We start from the raw sequence: 16,433 nt of genomic DNA, 5'->3' as shown, positions 1-16,433 counted from the left end.
ATGAACGACCTCTTCTCTCCGTTCCCACCCGCTCCCGTCCCGAGACCCAGACCGTCGAAGGGCAGTTCCGTTCCGCAGCCTGCCAGCCCTACGGTGGCCGCGGCTGCCGCGCCGACCCCGAGTATCCCCCTGCGCGTGACTGTACGCACTCCAACCCGCTCTCCTCATCGACCAGTTGTTGCCGTTCACTGCTCAAGACGTATACGGGGTTGATCGCGTTCTACTGTCGGCAGGTGTGGTGTTGTGAATACTGTCGGGCGCGTACCGCTGCCGAGAACGACGGGACGCGCGCGGAACCGGGCCTGTCCCGCGCCGAACGAGCCGCTCCCGCATCGAGGTTGATGCTGCCCGCGGCCTCGATGGCGGCCGGTCCGTTCCCCCGGAGCGAGAAGGACCCAGCCCACTCCTGCGCCCGAACCCGTCCGTCCGAGCCCCCGCCCCGCGTGTCCGTCCGAAGCGGGGACCGGCGCGGACGGTTCAGTCCAGCGGAGCCGTCTGCTCGGGTTCCTCGATCGGAGGTGGTTCCTTGCGGCGGTGCTGGCCGGGTTTGCAGCCCGCGAAGATGCCTGCGGGGTCGCGCAGGGTGTTCATCGCCGGCATGAGGAAGTCGCGGTGCCACATGGCGGGACCGGTCAGGGGTGCGCCGAATCCGGTGAGCTCCTGCCAGGCCATCCAGAGGCCGTAGAGCTGGGCGATCGCCTCCATGTGCTCGTACCAGCGTGGGCACCAGGGGGCGGTGGAGGAGATCTCGCGGCAGTAGACCGGGACGAGCAGCCCGTTCACCCACAGTGCCAGGTCCGCGACAGCGCCGCCGAAGTCCGGCCCGGCCTTGTAGAGGATGAACGGCGGGCCGTCCATGGGTACGGGCTCCGTGGGCTGCTCGTTCGGCGGTGCCACGTCCGCCGGGGTGGGTGGCTCGGTGGGGAAGGAATCCGTGTCGCCGGGTGGGGCGGCTCGTGCCCAGCCGTTCGGGGGCGGGCTCGCCGTCTCCGGTGTCTCCGTCAGCTCCATGGGCTGCGGATATGTGTCCACGTACTCAGTGTTCGATTCCATGGCCCGCTCCTGTCCACTTCTGTGCCGCGCGTCGGGTGATCGCGTCCGCTTCCGTCGCCGCGGCGGCGGAGACGGACGCCGCGCCGGGCTCCTTGAACCAGGGGCGGAGCCGGATCATGGCCGGTTTGACGCCGGTGGCCAGGAGCAGGGCGGTGCCCTTGGGGAGGGCGCGGATACGGTCGGGCGGGAGGATCGGGTCGAGGCGGTACGACGTGGAGCGCGAGGTGCCGTCCTTGCTCCGGGAGACGCTGAGCGTGCTGACCTCCCGCTGGCCCACGAGCCGGGAGACCTTGTCGACGAAGTCGGCGTCGTCCAGGCCCGCGCCGAGGAGTTTGATGGTGGCGGCGCTCCACAGGGCGTCCATGCCTGCCTCGCCCCACACCCGGCTGCCCTGGCGGTAACTCTGCAGCAGCGTCACGACGTTGATGCCGCGAGAGCCCAAGTGGCTGTACAGGTCGGGCAGATCGGAGATACGGCAGACGTTGGCGGCCTCGTCGAGGACGGCGGTCATGGGTGGGTCGAGACGCCCGCCCATGCGTTCGGCGGCCATCACCCCGGCACGCATGGTGCCGTCGGCGATGCCCGCGACGACCCCGGCCGCGGAGCCACCGCCGTCCTTGGACAGGAGATACAAGGTGTCGCGGGTGAGAACGTGGTCGTGCGGGCGGAACTCCGGGAGGTCGGGCTGCGGGGTGACCCAGGCGACGATCTCGGGGTCGAGAAGGCAGGAGACACACTGGCGGGCGGTCTCGTAGATACCGTCCCGCGTCTCCACCGCGCCCCGGACGGTGCCCTGCAACTGCTCGGCGAAAGCATGCATGCTCATGTCCCGCAGCAGGTCGATGGGGGTACGGTCGGCAGGGTCGGCGAGCCAGGCCAGCAAGTCGGTGACCTGCCGCTTTCCTCCTGCGGCGGCGTGGAAGAGGGCCGTGAGGGTGTTCTGGGCCGCGGAGATCCAGAAGTCCTTCTTCGAGGAGTCGTCGTTGACGGACGCCACGAAGTGACCGGCGAGACGGCGGGCGCCCTCGATGGTGGCGCAGTCGGCGAGCATGTCCCACCACATCTCCCGAGGCGCGTGCGCGATGCCCTGCGGGTCGAACGTCCAGACCCGGCCGACCTCGGTGCGGGCGGCGCGCGTCACGGCGTACACGTCCGACTTGTTGGAGGTGAGCAGCACTGCGCCGCGGGCCCGCAGGACGCGCGGGATGGCGATGCCGGTGGATTTGCCAGCACGCGGGGCCATGAGGTCGAGTTCCACGTCCTCGAAGGAGGAACGGAGTTCGGGCCCGTTCGGGTCGAGGTCGCCCAGCAGGTTGCCGGTCTCGTCGGGGTGGAGTTCCTTGACACCTTTCAGGGAGGGGCGCAGGTCCCGGGCGCGGGCGGCGATGCCCTCCGGTGCGAGCGCGGCGAGTTCACGGACGCCGGCCAGCCCGGAGGCGGGCCGCCGATGTCCCAGCAGGACGCGGATCAGGCTGACGACAGCGGCTGCGACCAGGGCGAAGGCCACGACGATACCGGCGTACACGGCGATCGGCGAGGCACCCGGCCAGCTCTTCTCCGTTCCGTGGGAGGCCAGTTCGGAGAAGGTGGACAGGGCGAAAGGCGGCGGGTTCCAGCCCGCGCCCGTCAGCGCTGCCGCCGCCGTACCGCCGATCCAGACCGTGACCGACAGGAGCAGCGCGACGGCCGCGACGGTCACGATCGCCCAGGGAGCGAGTTCATTGCCCGTCGGGCGGGGACCGGCGCTCATACGGTGCGCCCGGCGTGCTCGGGGCGCTGCGGATTCGCCGCGGCCCAGCGGGTGTTGGTGTTGTGCAGCTCACGTTCGGTCTGGGTGATGGCGACCTTGATGGGGATACCGGGACGGCCACCGACCTTGATCAGGAACCGGCCCCGGCCCGGCGGCTCCTCATGGCCGCCGGTGACCGCCCATCCGGGCGGGGACGACCACGAGGAGACGAGGTCGATCTCGCGCTCGGACAGTCCCACGACCCGGCCGAGTTCCTCCATCTCGGTGCGCGGCAGCCCGGCGCAGACGACCATCCCGGCGCGTTCGACGAAACCACGCGCCTTGGCCCGGTCCGACTCGCTGCCGAGGGCCTCGGCGTCCTTCAGGGTGTGGGTGATCTTCGCGTCGCCGAGGCCGAGAGAGCGGTTGAGGCGGGTGAGCGCGTCGATCCGGTCGACGATGCCGGAGGCGGCGCGCAGCGGCCGCCACAGCTCGTCGAGGACGGTGAAGTACCAGCGGCGGGGCGCCAGTCCGGCGTCGGCGAGGGCGTGCGCGGCGGCGACCGTGCCCAGACCGTCGGACCAGGCGGCGAGCATGGCCGCGGCGGTCAGTTGGGTGTCGGACTCCCCGATACGGGAGATGTCGATGCACACGGCGGGCGCGGCCAGGTTGATACGTGTGGAGGTGGGCGAGGAGAACGTGCCTCCGAGCGGCCCGTCGAGGATGCCGAGCAGCGAACGGTGCAGCGGGTCGACGGCGTCCCGGTAGCGGGTGTCGTCGCCGCGATCGAGGGTGACCGCGCGGACCCGGTCCGGGCCCTGCTGGAGTACGGCGAGCAGGTCGGGCAGCAGCGGCGCACGGCCCGCCGGGGTTCGTTCCCGCAGGTGGTGCAGGGCGGCGGCGAGGACGGACTGCTCGTGGTCGTCCATCGGACGGGTCCGGACGACGGAGATGAGCGCGGAGACCATGTTGAGCACACGGCCGTGCGCCTCGGCCGCCAGACTCTCCCCGGCCGCGCCGCCCAGACGTTCGGCGGCAGCACCCATCGAGCCCGGGTCCAGGATGTTGATGCCACCGACCCCGCGTCCGATCGAGATGACCTGGCCGCCGAGCGCACGCACGGTGTCCGCGTAGTCGGGCTTCAGGTCGCCGAGGACCAGCGGCACGACTCCCGTCGCGGCCAGGCCGATCAGCATCCTGTTGACGAGGGTGGACTTGCCCAGGCCCGGCATCCCCAGCATGAACAGGGAGGGGTTGGAGATGTAACGGGCCCTGGTGAACCAGGAGATGGGGTCGCCGCACACGGTGGCACCGGTGCTGAGATGCTGGCCGAGCGGTACGCCCGTCATCGGGGAGCCCGATCCGGCGGCGAACGGCCAGAGCCCGCAAGCCTGTACGGTCGTCGCCCGCCACATCGTCGGCGGATCGAGGTGGCCGATCTCGCCGCCGCCCGGTCCGGGCCAGCCGCGCGCCCCGGGCAGCCGGGCCGACGGGGCTCCGGGGGCCGGGGGCCGGGGGCCGGTGCTGCTCACAGTGCCTCCTGGAGGGCTTGCGGGATCAAGGTGTGCTCCCACGGCAGGATGCCGAGGGGGAGGGTGCAGGTGAACGCGGCGGCCTGCATCCGGTCGGCCGGCCGCAGCGAGAGTCGGGCGGCGGCCTGGAGGTTGCGAACGGTCACGGCGGCGTCGGCGAGCTGCTCCTGCGTGTCCACGGTGACCGTGACCATGAGGGAGAACTCCACGAGCCCGGCACCGGCGGCCTCCTCGGAGGCGGTCTGCTCGGCGGCGCGCATCTCGGAGGCGGCACGCGCCTGGACCATGCCCTTGCCCGAGGTGGCCATGAACTGGGCCGCGCGCCGGTCGGCCTCGACGATCCGTGCGGAGGTCGCCGGGTCGATGGGCCGGTAGAGCAGGGCGACTCGCTTGCGGCGGGTGTTCGGCGCGGCCTCCAGCAGACCGCGCAGCACGTTGGAGCGGACGGTGCCGCGCGGGGCGAGGGTGAGCAGCCAGGTGCGGGAGATCCCGGAGTCGTGCTGGTAGGCGCCCACGGCCTCGACGGTGGCGGCAGGGCCCGCGTCCTCCCAGACCAGGCCGGTCGCGCCGTGGCGGGCACGGGCGTCGAGGACGTCCCCTGCGATGTCGGGGTCGTAGGCGATACGGACCACCTCGGCGATGCGCTCGGCGGACAGCGGTGCCGCCGAGCCGCCGCCCGCGCCGACGAGCCCGCTGAGCAGACCGGGGATGCGCATGGCCAGCTCGGTGACGATCTCCGACGGCCGGCGGCGCTGGCCGGGCTGGACGCCGTAGGTGAGGGCGATGTAGGTGTTCATCTCGGAGGAGGCCGACGGGTAGCGTTCGACGACCTCCCGCATGACGGCCTGGGCGGCGGCGGGCGCGTCCGCCTTGATCCTCGGCAGCACTTCGTTGGCCAGCCGGGTGCCGGAGTCGGGGGCGGTCTCCACCACCACGCAGGCGCCGCGGAGTTGGGGTTCCTGGGAGAGCCTGGCCAGCCACTGCCCCCAGGACGCGACCCATACGTCGGTCTGGTCGGGGTCGACGAGCGATCCGCCGTCGGGTTCGCAGCCGAGCACGATCGTGTACGTGTTGCGGCCCGGGTGGTGCAGGACGCCGAAGGGCCGGTCGTAGGCGTCGCGGCCCTCGTTCATGGTGAGCCGGCTGAGCAGCCCCGGCGGACCGAACCGGCCGCCGGGGCGGGTGGACAGGGGTCCGCTGACGTAGAGATGGGAGCCCTTGGAGCGGCGCCGCAGCCAGCCGATGCGCAGCCCGAGCAACTGGTAGAGGTTGCGGCCGTCCTGGGTGCGCACTGTGAGCGGTACGAGGACCGCGGCGAGCGGGAGCAGGACGAACAGGGCCGCCACGAGGGAGACCAGGGAGACGAGCAGGGTGAGCACCAGCCCGCCGAACACCCCGAACGTGCCGAGCAGCCCGAGCGGGCCGAGTCCGGGGCGTCGGGGGCGGCGCCAGTTCCCGTAGGTGGGGTGGACGACCGAATCCGTCGACATAGAGGTTCCTGGTGTAGTGAGTTGATGGATCGTCAGTTTGCGGAGGAGGGTTGCCGGGCCGGGTGGGCGGCGAGGGGCGCGGGTCGGATCACCGGTTGTGTGCCCGGTCGCCGTCCGCGCCGTCCACCGCTCCGGCCGCCACGCGGCCCACGAACTTGCCTGCGCTGACCGCAGCCGCCGCGGCTGCGCCCGCTGGGCCGGCCGCCGCGGCGGCACGGGCCCCGCCCGCTCCTGCCGCTCCCGATCCACCGGCCGCGCCGGAAGCTCCAGACGGCCCCGCGGCACCGGGCATACCGCCGGCGCCCGGCGAACCGCCCACGCCACCGAGGGACTTGGCGCCCGAGGCGATCCCGCCGACCGCGGCGCTCGTGCTGCCCGGGGCACCGCTGCCGAGCGCGGCCGTGGCCGGGACGACCAGCTTGAGGAGCGCGGGCAGGGCGAGCGCGGACAGGAGCAGTACGCCGATACCGGCGATCTTCTCGTGGATACGGCTGTCTCCGCTGTTGTCGTTGGACAGCATCGCCGCGCCGCCGAAGATGACCAGACCCGCGGCGGGCTTGTAGAGCAGCCAGGCGACCATCCACCCGATGTGCTTGCGCCACCAGCCACCGCCCCAGTTGGTCATGGACGCGGCGGCGGCGACCGGCAGGGTGCCGAGCAGGATGATCATGACGCCGAGCCGGACGTACAGCAGGACGGTCTGCACGATCGCGGCGATCAGCAGCAGGAACGCCAGGACCAGCAGCAGCACGGCGGGGATGCCCTCGCCGCCGCTGCACCCGATGGTGGTGAGCTGCTGCTGGGCGCCGGAGGCGAAGAGATGGTCGGCGTACCGGTCGGCGAGGCTCGCCATGGCGGTGACGACCGCGGTCGCGGCGCCCGCCACGAGGATCACCCGCAGCAGGCCCTTGAGCGCGACCGTGCCCGCCTCGCCCCGCCGCTCCAGCGCCATCCGCCCGGCGGCGAAGATCAGCGATCCGACGGCGGTGTAGACGACGATCCACTGCGTCTGCTGGTTGATCTTGTTCGCGGTGCCGTCGGAGACCAGGGTGGGAATGCCGGTGGTGAGGTCGCCGAAGACCGCGATCGCCCCGGCGAGCACCTTGTTGGCGATGACCTCGAGGATGGTGCCGATGGGATCGCCGAGGAAGTCGAAGAAGCCCTTGATGACGTCGCCGGGACCACTGCCCGTTTCGCAGGCCATGTCATACCTTCCAGAGAACGTAGCCGTCGGTGCCGCCCGCCGAGGTCAGTTCGGTGTGCAGTCCGCCGTCGTTGGCGGGTCGGACCTTCCAGTCGCCGCCGCTCCACAGCAGCCGGACCGAGGTGCTGAAGTAGGGCCCGTCCGGGCTCTTGATCAGTACGTCGACCGTGGCGGCGCCGGCGCTGTACTCGGCGACCAGGAACCCGGCGTAGGAGCCGTTCTCACGGGTCCTGAGACGGGCGTCGGAGAGCGAGCCGCGTTGGGAGACGAACAGGTCGCGGCCGAACCCGGCGACCACCTGGTCCCGGGTCACCTCACGCCAGTTCGACGACGTCATCTGCGCGGGGACGACATGGGCGGCCAGGACCGCGCCCATCGCGGTGTGCGCGAAACACCACAGCACCGGCCCGGTCCGCTGGGTGGGACCGGCGGTCGCCGAGACGGGCACACGTGTGCCGCCGAGGGTGCGCCAGCGTGTGTCGGCGGGTGCCGCCTCGGGGGTGGCGCGGTCGCCGTCGTCGGTGGCGCAGCCCGTGGGGCGGCCCGTGGAGTCCACGGCGCCCTGGGTCAACGGGCCCGCCGCGGAAGCGGTTTCGAGCAAGGGAGCGCCTGTGCTGCGGGTCGCCAGGGAGAACAGCGAGAAGACGAGGGCCACCGCGAGGAACCCTGCGGCGAGCCGCCAGCCGCGCTGTTTCCAGAAGGGGAGCGCGAACGGATCGGCGCCGCCGGATGGGTTGGGGGCGGGCAGGGGGGTGAGGGGGCCGCCGTGCGTGACGGCGGCCGGGTCGTCCCCGTGCTCGGGCGGGGTGGACATGAGGTGGTGTCCCGTCGGCTCAGTTGAAGACGAACTGGACGAGAGGGCCGGCGGTGGCGACCAGGACACAGCCGCCCAGCACCATGCCCAGCCGACTCATGTGCTCCGAACTCTCCCCGCGCTTAACGGAGATGGCCATCATTGCGCCGGTCACCAGCACCCCGGCCACCCCGGCTGCGGTGCCCGCCCAGGCGGCGATGCCGAGCACGAGGTCGATCTTGTTGGTGAGGGCGGCGGGAGCCTGACGCTGTGGGTTGGGAACGGCGGCAGCGAGGAACGAGAGCATGACGGATCTCCTGGAGGACGGGGAATGAGCAACGGACAATGAGGAACGGGGAAATGAGGAACGGGGAACGGGAAGTTGTGGCAAGGGTGTGCGGCGAGGCGCTGCGCGGTGCCCGTGACAGGGCCGCGATCACAGCCCCAGCGGGCCGAGGAACTGCACGATCGGCCCGGCGGTCGCCGCGAGCACACAGCCGAGGAGCACGAAGAACAGGCCACGCGTGTAAGCGGCGCCCTCGCCGGGTTCGCCCCGGCGTAGTTGGAGGGCCATGAGCATGCCGGTGATCAGGACGCCCGCGACACCGGCGGCGGAGGCACACCAAGCGAGGATGCCGAGCAGGAAGTCGGCGTCGGCACCGGGGTCGAAGGTGGCGGCGAGGACGTCGTGGGCGGCGGCGCGGGACATGGTCCGTCCTAGGGTGAAAGTGGGTCCGGGTGTGACGGGTGGTGGGGCGGGTAGGGCTACGTGTGCGGCGCGGCTTCGGCGCGCTTGGGGACGAGCGCCGCGAGTTCCACGATCGACCGGGGGATCTTGGGAGCGGGCTTGCCCACCCGCCACTGCGGGATCCACGGCACGCTGATGGTGCGTACGGCGGCGCGCAACACTCGTACCCTGCGCCAGAGTTCGGGCGGCAGACGACCGGGCGCGTCGGCGACCAGGACGAGTGCCACCAGCTGGATTCCGGCGGGGTGCCGGCCGGTACGCAGTGAGTCCAGAGCCTTGGAGGCGGCTTGCAGACCGGACAGATGGGTCCGGGCCAGCAACAGGATGCCGCCGGGTTCCCCTTGGACGACCTCCGGCCAGGCGTGACCGACGTCCGTGCCGCCGAGCGCCCCCGCGAACGTGGTCGCACCCGCGCCGCCGTGCGCCCCGACCCAACTGATCCCGGGCGTGCTGTCCGGCGGAGTCACGACGAGCGGCGGCGGGGTGTCGCGCGGTGACGGCTTCGCCGCGGCGGTCGGCGGGGGCGGGGTGTCGCGCGGTGAGGGACGTGGTACGTCGTGGCCCAGATCCGGGAGGGCGAACACGGAGGTGAGCGAGTCACCCGTGTAGGGCGGCGCCTCGTGGAGGGCGAGGGTCGGGGTCGGGGCGGCCGGACCTGACGGATCAGCCGAACCGGACGGATCAGCCGAACCGGACGGGGGTGTCGGGCCGTACGGGCCCGTCGAGGGCGGAACGGGTGCGGGGGCACCAGCGGCGGTGGCCGGCTGCACGGGGGGCCGCTCGAACGGCATCGCCGCCGATGCGGACGGACGATTCGTCACCGGCCCCCGGACCCAGGGGTCCGCCGGGGGAGTGGTGGCCGAGGCGCTCATCGGGTCCCTCTTCCTTCATCCGCGCGAGGTGTGTGCGAGCACGCCGGGTACCGGTCGGTCACGGCTGGTTCGGGGTGTCCGGGGGAGGGCTGATCGCCTCCGTGTGCTCCCTACGACAGCCACCTACGGCCGCAGTGGCGGGGACAGTTCACTCCGGACCCGGTCGATCGAAATTGAACCGCTCGCGGTGTCACGGCCGTTGCCGTGCACGGACAGACGTGCCCGGCGCCCCTGAGCGCGGTGAGCGCGCCGGATTCCGGCCATGAGGCCGGGTGAGGACCGTAGTCGGACGATGACGGCCGTCGGGAGAGGTGGCAGTGGTGAGCGTGAACGGTGACCCCGGAGGCGGGTCGGGCGCCGACGGCGTGGGGGCCGCCGTGAAGGCCGGAGCGGCCGTGGGCGGCCTCGGCTGTCTGTTGTCGCCCGTCGCCATGGCCGTGGCGATCTCTTCCTTGTTCGTGATCGGAGGGTTCGGTGTGCTGTTTGCTCCGTTGATCGCGCTGATCCTCTTCTTCAGCGGTGGCGGAGGAGGGGGCGACGACGCCCCACAGCGTCCCGACCCCGACGAGATAGCGGGCATCATCCAGGGCGACGGCAAGGGAGAGTTCGACCCGGAGTCCGTACCGGAGGCCATGGCCGACCCCATCACGGAGGCGGGCGCGCTCTGCGCGGACATCGGACCGGTGGTCATCGCCGCCCAGATCGACCAGGAATCCGGCTTCCAGAGCAACCGGACCGGCCCCGACGGCGAGACAGGTGTGTCGCAGCTGCCGCCCGACGTGTTCACCCGCCTCGGCCGGGACGACGACGACAACGGCGAGACCAGCGCGCTCGACGCAGCCGACTCGATCCTTGCGCAGGGCCGCTTCATGTGTGAACTGGCCGACCAGGTAAGGCCGTTGGTGAGTTCGGAGCCGCTCAGCGATGTGGTGAGCCTGACCTTGGCGGCCTATGACGCGGGCCCGGAGGCCGTGTTGAAGGCCGGCCGGGTGCCCCGGACGAACGCCTCTCAGCAGTACGTCGTGGCGATCCGGGCGAAGTTCGCGATCTACGAGGGCGCGGTGCCCGCCTCCCCGCCCGCCCAAGACACCGAAGGACAGTGAGAGCGATGACCCAGCTGGGACAGCAGGACAGGGTCCGTGTGCGCCCCGACACCGCCATCGACGAGCACCGGGACGACCGGGACGACTGGGACGACCGGAACGGATGGGATGACCGGGATGGCCGGGATGCCCCAGACGAACGTCAGCGAACAGGACGGCGGCGGTCTGCTGTCGTCATCGCCGCCGACGGCACCGTGACGGTCGACGGCGAGGTCATCGCGACATCCGCGTCGGGTGACGCCGCGCAGACCGCCGTGCTCGACCGGCTGCATCAGTGGGCCCTGGACCGGTCGGCCCCCGTCGAGGCGTCGATCCTCGACCAGCAGAGGCGACTCGTGCTGCGCATCCGGGTCAGGGAGGACGGCGCCAGCGAGCTGCTGGAGCACCCGCTGCCGTGGGACGTGCCGGACCGGACGCCGGTGCCGGCCTCGTCCTCCGTGTCGGTGCCCGTCGCCGTGCCCGCGTCCGAGCCCGTCGCCGTGCCCGAGCCGGCTCCCCTGTCCGGGTTCGGTCCGGCTCCCGCTCCTGGACCTGGACCCGGACCCGGACTTGGCACTGGACCCGGCCCCCGACCTGGACCCGGAGCGCAGGAGGCCGGCGGAACCGGCGCGGGCCGGGACTACGACACCGCCATACTCACGGCGCTCAGAACACCTCCACCGGCCCCGGAATCGCTGCCCGTTCCGGCTCCGGCCCGACCCCGGGCTGTCCCGGTTCCTCCCGCGCCTGCTGTGGTGGGCGTCCCGCAGCGTCCGGTTCCAGGCTTGCCGCGGCCTGCCCCGCTCCCCGTACCGGAGGAACTGGCCGTGGGCGTGGCGATGGTCTGCGAGACGGTCACCGCCGGTGAGCTTTCCCTGGCCAAGGCGCAGGCGTCCGCATTGGAACGTCAGGCGGCCCGCGCCTTCGGACCCGAGCATCTCCATACCCAGGAGACCCGTGCCCTGGTGGCCTACGTGGCCCATCTGATGGGGGACCACGCGACGGCTGCCGCGCTGTCGCTCCAGGTGGCCGAGGCACGGCACCGATCGGGCATGGAAGGGGCCCGTGAACACGTCGAGCGCGCCCTCACCGACTGGGAGCTGGTCACTGCGCCGTTCACCGCCGTACCGCTGGGCAGACGGCTGCTGCCCCTGTGGGACCAGATCAGTGCGGCCGGGGGCACCGAGCGTTTCACGGCGGCCGAACAGCGGATTTCCGCGCTCTCCTCGGTGGCCCCGCCGGACTTCGCGAGGTGCCTCGAAGAGATTTTTTGAACGACCCGAGACGCATGTACGTCGATAGGGACACGGCATTCAAGAGGTCCACGGGATTCCTTTCCCGCGGAAAGCGAAAACAGAGGAACTCGAAATGGTTCATTCCCGTAAGGCGGCGCTCGCGGCGGTGTTTCTGGTGGCTTCTTTCGGTCTCGCGGCCTGCGGAGGCGAGACGGGCGCAGGCGCCGGCGATTCGTCAGAGAAGTCCGGGCACAAGAACACCGAGAGCAAGAACACCGAGAGCGCGGATCTGCAAGCCCGCAGCGGTGAGCGGCGCGTTGTCACGGAGCAGGAGATCCCGCTTCCGGAGTTCGAGGACAACCCCGATCCGCAGGGCGAGGCCCGGGTCGAGATCTGCACGCACACCGTGTTCAAGGGGCATTGCCGTTCCCTCCCGGTTTTCGTCGACGAGCTGGCCGCCCACGACAGGAACACCAGCTCGATCAGGAATCCGAACAACTTCAGCGTCACGTTCTACGGGGACCCGGACTTCTCGGGTGCCTCCGTCACGCTCAAGCCCGGAGCGGAGACGGCCTATCTCAGCCCTCCGGTCGTTCCGGTCGACCTCAACGACAGAGTCGCCTCCTGGCAGCCGCAGGTGGAAGGCCGCGCGGCCGAGCGGGCCGTGGTCACCGTCTGCACGGAGCCGGAACTGCGCGGTGAGTGCAAGGACCTTCCCGTGGTCCGGGGCAGCATCGACGCGCTGAACGACAAGATCTCCTCGATCCAGAAGCTCAGCGACCTCGACCTCATTTTCTACACCGAGACCGACTTCAAGGGCGCGGCCATCAAAATGCCCTCACGCACCTATCTCCCGAACCTGAACCCCGACGGACCGAACAACGGGATCGACGACAAGATCTCGTCCTGGCAGCCCTTGCTCAGCGACAACGGCGTGCAGAACCCCGCGAACTGATCCGGAACCGTCGGAGACTCCCGTGGACTACTTCAAGCAGCCGATCCGCCCCGAACTCCTCACCGACCCCGACCGGAGCGGCGAGGCGGAGGCCGATCTGGACGCGGATTTCCTGGCCGACGCGGATTTCGGTGCACCGGAGCGTGCACGCTTCCGCCTTCGCCTTCGCCTTCGCCATCGCGTTCCGCGTCTTCTCGGGGCCCCGGGACTGCGACGTGACCCGAGCCGGCGCAGTGAGCCGCCCTTCCCCGGCGTCGCTCCGTCCTCCGGCACGTCCCTGATCCCGTTCGGAATCAGCGGGAAGGTGCTCGGGATCATCGCCGTCGGGTTCGTCCTCGTCGTGGGAACGGTGGCGGCGCTCGCCCTCTCGGGTGGCGAACGGAGCGTCGCGGGGGACATACCGCCGCCGTCCACCGTCACCACCTTCCCGGCGTTCCCGACCGCGAGCGTGATGCCCCCACCGGACGCCGACGAACAGCCCGACGGTGGCGTCATCCTGGCGCCGGAGCTGACCGGGGGCACCGACGACGGTGAGGGCGAGGGCGAGGGTGACGGCGTGGACGCGGACGACGGACAAGCCCCCGGCACCGCGTCGGACACCTCATCCGATGCCGCGTCCGACACCGGTTCAGGCACCGCATCCGACACGGGCCCGGTCACGGCCCCGCCGGACTCCGAGGCGGACGAAGGCTCGGAGGCCCACTCGGGCTCGGGATCCGGAGCGGCCCGAAACACCGGCACGGCGACCGCACCCGTCAAGGGCTATGTGATCACCTCCAGCTACGCCGAGGCCGGGAACTGGACCACCGGTCACCACACGGGGATCGACCTCGCGGTCCCGGTGGGCACTCCCGTGGCGGCGGTGCTGCCCGGTCTAGTCCTCATGGCTTCCACCGACGCCAGTTACGGCCACTACGTGCTCATCCGGCACGCTGAGAACGAGTACACCCTGTACGCCCACCTCTCCCGGCTGGACGTCCAACGCGGGGCGACCGTCACCGCCGGGCAGCGGATCGGGCTCTCCGGGGCCACGGGCAATGTCACCGGGCCCCATCTGCACTTCGAGGTGCGGGCGGAGCCGGTCTTCGGCTCGGACATCGACCCGGTCGCGTATCTGGCTGCTCACGGTGTGCGGCTCTGACAGCCGTATCCCGTCACACCACCTTCCCTTTCGTCACGGTTGAGTAACGCGTTGTTTTTCGTAGAACTCCCCGCGCCGGGGCGGCCGTAGTGCGGATGTCGGCCGATTCGGAAAGTCCGAACTTTCAAAAGGCATGGTCCGACACAATTTCTTTCGGGGGTTCTCTCATGCATCACAGTCGTATGGTCACCGTTGCGGCGACGGTTCTGGCTGGGTCTCTCATGCTCACCGCCTGCGGTGGCGCGGACGAGAAATCCGCCGCGAACCCGGGAACGTCCGCCGGATCGAGCGACGTCAATTTCCAGGACGGTACGGCCGAGCAGAACAACGCCGATCTCGGTGCCGGTGACTTCGCCGCCAACGCCGCGCCCGCGAAGCAGGCCAAGGAGTCGAACCCGGTCATCCGCAAGTGGGTCCAGTTGACCGCAGCCTCCGTCGGTGACCTCGACCCCGTCGTCACCAACGCCGCCGGGTTCGTCCTCTACCGCTTCGACAAGGACGAGCCCTCGAAGTCCAACTGCTTCGACGCGTGCGAGAAGACCTGGCCCCCCTACATCGTCAAGCCCGGCGGCAAGGTCTTCATCGACGGCATCAAGAAGTCCGACGTCGGCTTCATCCGCCGCGGCAAGGGATTCCAGCTCACCCTCGGCAAGGCCCCCATCTACCTCTTCAGCAAGGACCTGGCCCCCGGTGACACCAACGGCCAGGGAGTCGGCGGCACGTGGTTCGGCGTCACCCCTGACGGCCTGCGCTCCGGCCAGGACGTCACCGGCGGTGAACCGTCCGTCGAGGAGAACGGCACCGCGGGAAACGGAAGCGGCACCGGAAACGGAAGCGGCACAGGCACCGGCACCGGAGACGGCACCGGAAACGGTGAGATGAAGGAGCTCGTCGCCCGTTCCGAGGACGGTCTGTACAAGTTCGTTGACGACATCAACGATCCCCAGAGCGCGCCCGGCACCGTCTCGGGACGCGGCTGCCGGAACACCTCCCTCGGCGGTGCCATCTCCGCCATCAGCGCCGACAACGCCGAGTCGGCCAACAAGCCGATCAAGCTCTGGGACGGCCCTGACTGCACCGGCAAGTCCCTCCTCCTGCGCAGCGGTGTCTCCACCGACCTCGCCGCCCAGAACTTCGACAACCGCACCCGCTCCGTCTTCATCGGCGAGTTCGCCGACCTGTGACCGGCTCGACCCGCACACCGGCTCGACCCGCACACCGGTTCGTCTTCGCCAGCACACACCTGCCCGTCGTCGGGGACGGCCGCGAGGTTGCGCCAGGGACGGAACGCGACCACGACCGACCAGGAGCGGTATCCGATGAGGAGAGACGAGATGAAGTGGTACGACGGCGCAGCCGGCCGGCCGTTCAGCATCCTGCTGTGGGCGAGCGTCCTACTGTTCGTCCTCACCGGCTGCCAGAGCACATCCCCCCAAACCTCGCGGTCCATGGGCGAGTTCACCGAACCCGAGACCTGGTCCTCGTCGGACATGGCCGACGCCGTCCCCTACGACATGCCGCTCCCGGACAAGGCCGACATCGACCCACGGGTGTCCGACCCGGAGCCGGAGGCCGTCCCGGCCCGACCCGAACAGGCACCCTATGTCGAGAACGCGGCCGTCCTCGGCAAGGTGTTCTTCGACACCCCCAAAGGCCACCGGGTCTGCTCCGGGACCGCGGTGACGGACCCGGCCGATCCCGGCGCGTCCAGCCTGGTGTGGACCGCCGGCCACTGTGTGCACACCGGCCGCAGCGGCGCCTTCTACCGGAACATCGTGTTCGTGCCGTCGTTCAACAACGAGGCGCTGTCCACGGCGGGCGGAACGGCCACGGACACCCGGGAGATCTCGCCGCTGGGCGTCTGGTGGGCCGACCGGGCCGCTGTTTCCACGGGCTGGGCACGTGAGGGCGAGGAGATCGGCGGAGCGGGCGCCGCCTACGACTACGCCGTCCTGCACGTCCGCCGCGCGGACGCCCCCGCGCAGTCCCTCCAGGACGCCATCGGGTACACGGTGCCGGTGGCGCTGGACGCACCGGCCATCACGGGGATTCCCACCCTGAAGATCTGGGGCTATCCCGCCGAGGCACCGTTCGACGGCAACCTGCTCTTCTCCTGCCAGGACCGGCCCGGCAGGCTCAACATCGCGGAACAGGACCCGACCCTCTACCGGATCGGCTGCACGATGAACGGCGGTGCGTCCGGCGGCGGTTGGTTCATCGGCCGGGACGACGGCACCCTCGCCCTCGTCAGCAACACCTCGGTCGGTCCCCAGCGCGCCCAGTGGCTCGCGGGGCCCCGCCTCGGCACCGAGGCGAAGAAGCTGCTGGCCGCCGTCGGCGCGGCCGCGGACACGCCGACGGGCTGAGCCCGCGCCGCCTTTGTCGGAACGCATTCCACCCGTGCACGTCGTGTGCGGTCATCAGTCACCACAGGGCCATGGGAGAACGGGGTCGACGTGCACACAGTCACGCGCAGGGAAGTTCTCGGGATGGGTACGGCCACTGCGGCGGCCGTCGGACTCGCGGGCTGCGGTACCCGGTTGCCGTTCGACGGACCGGGCTCCGCAGCGGAGAAGGGAGGGACAGGGAAGAAGAACGA

General features: G+C 70.9%; 15 protein-coding genes. 6 read left to right on the top strand and 9 right to left on the bottom strand.

The window, feature by feature from the left end; translation table 11 throughout:
• Positions 1-477: 477 nt before the first annotated feature.
• The 9 genes from ACIPSE_RS47100 to ACIPSE_RS47060 all read right to left on the bottom strand — a co-directional run bounded on the left by ACIPSE_RS47100 (position 478) and on the right by ACIPSE_RS47060 (position 9,421).
• Entirely contained in the window at positions 478-1,053 is a 576-nt protein-coding gene (locus ACIPSE_RS47100; RefSeq protein WP_401676346.1) for a DUF4913 domain-containing protein, read from the bottom strand.
• A complete protein-coding gene (locus ACIPSE_RS47095; protein ID WP_401676344.1) occupies positions 1,037-2,803 on the bottom strand; it encodes a type IV secretory system conjugative DNA transfer family protein in 1,767 nt (588 codons plus the stop codon). Before ACIPSE_RS47095 ends, ACIPSE_RS47100 begins: the two co-directional genes overlap by 17 nt.
• The gene (locus ACIPSE_RS47090; RefSeq protein ID WP_401676348.1) at positions 2,800-4,263 is read right to left on the bottom strand and encodes an ATP/GTP-binding protein; all 1,464 of its coding nucleotides are present in this window, start codon (positions 4,261-4,263) and stop codon (positions 2,800-2,802) included. Before ACIPSE_RS47090 ends, ACIPSE_RS47095 begins: the two co-directional genes overlap by 4 nt.
• Positions 4,264-4,310: 47 nt before the next feature.
• Positions 4,311-5,804 carry an SCO6880 family protein gene (locus tag ACIPSE_RS47085; RefSeq protein WP_401676342.1) on the bottom strand — a complete coding sequence of 498 codons (1,494 nt, stop codon included), beginning with the start codon at positions 5,802-5,804 and terminating at the stop codon, positions 4,311-4,313.
• 88 nt (positions 5,805-5,892) lie between these two features.
• On the bottom strand, positions 5,893-7,008 hold the full coding sequence (locus ACIPSE_RS47080) for a hypothetical protein (protein ID WP_401676340.1): 1,116 nt from the start codon (positions 7,006-7,008) through the stop codon (positions 5,893-5,895).
• A gap of 1 nt (position 7,009) precedes the next feature.
• Positions 7,010-7,822 carry a hypothetical protein gene (locus ACIPSE_RS47075; protein WP_401676338.1) on the bottom strand — a complete coding sequence of 271 codons (813 nt, stop codon included), beginning with the start codon at positions 7,820-7,822 and terminating at the stop codon, positions 7,010-7,012.
• Positions 7,823-7,841: 19 nt separating this feature from the next.
• On the bottom strand, positions 7,842-8,108 hold the full coding sequence (locus ACIPSE_RS47070; RefSeq protein ID WP_401676336.1) for a hypothetical protein: 267 nt from the start codon (positions 8,106-8,108) through the stop codon (positions 7,842-7,844).
• 129 nt (positions 8,109-8,237) lie between these two features.
• Positions 8,238-8,510, bottom strand: coding sequence for a hypothetical protein (locus tag ACIPSE_RS47065; protein ID WP_401676334.1), 273 nt, complete (start codon positions 8,508-8,510; stop codon positions 8,238-8,240).
• Positions 8,511-8,566: 56 nt separating this feature from the next.
• Entirely contained in the window at positions 8,567-9,421 is an 855-nt protein-coding gene (locus ACIPSE_RS47060) for a DUF6668 family protein (protein WP_401676332.1), read from the bottom strand.
• 395 nt (positions 9,422-9,816) lie between these two features.
• Here ACIPSE_RS47060 and ACIPSE_RS47055 point away from each other — a divergent pair, with 395 nt between their 5' ends.
• The 6 genes from ACIPSE_RS47055 to ACIPSE_RS47030 all read left to right on the top strand — a co-directional run bounded on the left by ACIPSE_RS47055 (position 9,817) and on the right by ACIPSE_RS47030 (position 16,200).
• Complete coding sequence (locus ACIPSE_RS47055) at positions 9,817-10,524, top strand: lytic transglycosylase domain-containing protein (RefSeq protein ID WP_401676330.1); 708 nt, start codon at positions 9,817-9,819, stop codon at positions 10,522-10,524.
• Positions 10,525-10,529: 5 nt separating this feature from the next.
• Positions 10,530-11,777 carry a hypothetical protein gene (locus ACIPSE_RS47050; protein ID WP_401676329.1) on the top strand — a complete coding sequence of 416 codons (1,248 nt, stop codon included), beginning with the start codon at positions 10,530-10,532 and terminating at the stop codon, positions 11,775-11,777.
• Positions 11,778-11,871: 94 nt separating this feature from the next.
• Complete coding sequence (locus ACIPSE_RS47045; RefSeq protein WP_401676327.1) at positions 11,872-12,693, top strand: hypothetical protein; 822 nt, start codon at positions 11,872-11,874, stop codon at positions 12,691-12,693.
• Between the two features lie 22 nt (positions 12,694-12,715).
• A complete protein-coding gene (locus ACIPSE_RS47040; protein WP_401676325.1) occupies positions 12,716-13,834 on the top strand; it encodes a M23 family metallopeptidase in 1,119 nt (372 codons plus the stop codon).
• A gap of 221 nt (positions 13,835-14,055) precedes the next feature.
• Positions 14,056-15,018 (top strand): hypothetical protein, encoded by a 963-nt coding sequence (locus tag ACIPSE_RS47035; RefSeq protein WP_401676323.1) that lies wholly within the window; start codon positions 14,056-14,058, stop codon positions 15,016-15,018.
• 150 nt (positions 15,019-15,168) lie between these two features.
• Positions 15,169-16,200 (top strand): trypsin-like serine peptidase, encoded by a 1,032-nt coding sequence (locus ACIPSE_RS47030; protein ID WP_401676321.1) that lies wholly within the window; start codon positions 15,169-15,171, stop codon positions 16,198-16,200.
• The last annotated feature ends 233 nt before the right edge of the window (positions 16,201-16,433 follow it).

The organism is Streptomyces sp. NPDC090106, assembly GCF_044747265.1.
GTDB lineage: Bacteria > Actinomycetota > Actinomycetes > Streptomycetales > Streptomycetaceae > Streptomyces.
The sequence above is the reverse complement of the archived record's forward strand: the minus strand, read 5'-3'. Positions and strand labels throughout refer to the sequence as shown.

Excerpts from the sequence above, each read along its gene's own strand:
- ACIPSE_RS47100 (WP_401676346.1), bottom strand. The coding sequence starts at position 1,053 with ATGGAATCGAACACTGAGTACGTGGACACATATCCGCAGCCCATGGAG.
- ACIPSE_RS47095 (WP_401676344.1), bottom strand. The coding sequence starts at position 2,803 with ATGAGCGCCGGTCCCCGCCCGACGGGCAATGAACTCGCTCCCTGGGCG.
- ACIPSE_RS47085 (WP_401676342.1), bottom strand. The coding sequence starts at position 5,804 with ATGTCGACGGATTCGGTCGTCCACCCCACCTACGGGAACTGGCGCCGC.
- ACIPSE_RS47080 (WP_401676340.1), bottom strand. The coding sequence starts at position 7,008 with ATGGCCTGCGAAACGGGCAGTGGTCCCGGCGACGTCATCAAGGGCTTC.
- ACIPSE_RS47075 (WP_401676338.1), bottom strand. The coding sequence starts at position 7,822 with ATGTCCACCCCGCCCGAGCACGGGGACGACCCGGCCGCCGTCACGCAC.
- ACIPSE_RS47070 (WP_401676336.1), bottom strand. The coding sequence starts at position 8,108 with ATGCTCTCGTTCCTCGCTGCCGCCGTTCCCAACCCACAGCGTCAGGCT.
- ACIPSE_RS47065 (WP_401676334.1), bottom strand. The coding sequence starts at position 8,510 with ATGTCCCGCGCCGCCGCCCACGACGTCCTCGCCGCCACCTTCGACCCC.
- ACIPSE_RS47060 (WP_401676332.1), bottom strand. The coding sequence starts at position 9,421 with ATGAGCGCCTCGGCCACCACTCCCCCGGCGGACCCCTGGGTCCGGGGG.
- ACIPSE_RS47050 (WP_401676329.1), top strand. The coding sequence starts at position 10,530 with ATGACCCAGCTGGGACAGCAGGACAGGGTCCGTGTGCGCCCCGACACC.
- ACIPSE_RS47045 (WP_401676327.1), top strand. The coding sequence starts at position 11,872 with ATGGTTCATTCCCGTAAGGCGGCGCTCGCGGCGGTGTTTCTGGTGGCT.
- ACIPSE_RS47035 (WP_401676323.1), top strand. The coding sequence starts at position 14,056 with ATGCTCACCGCCTGCGGTGGCGCGGACGAGAAATCCGCCGCGAACCCG.
- ACIPSE_RS47030 (WP_401676321.1), top strand. The coding sequence starts at position 15,169 with ATGAAGTGGTACGACGGCGCAGCCGGCCGGCCGTTCAGCATCCTGCTG.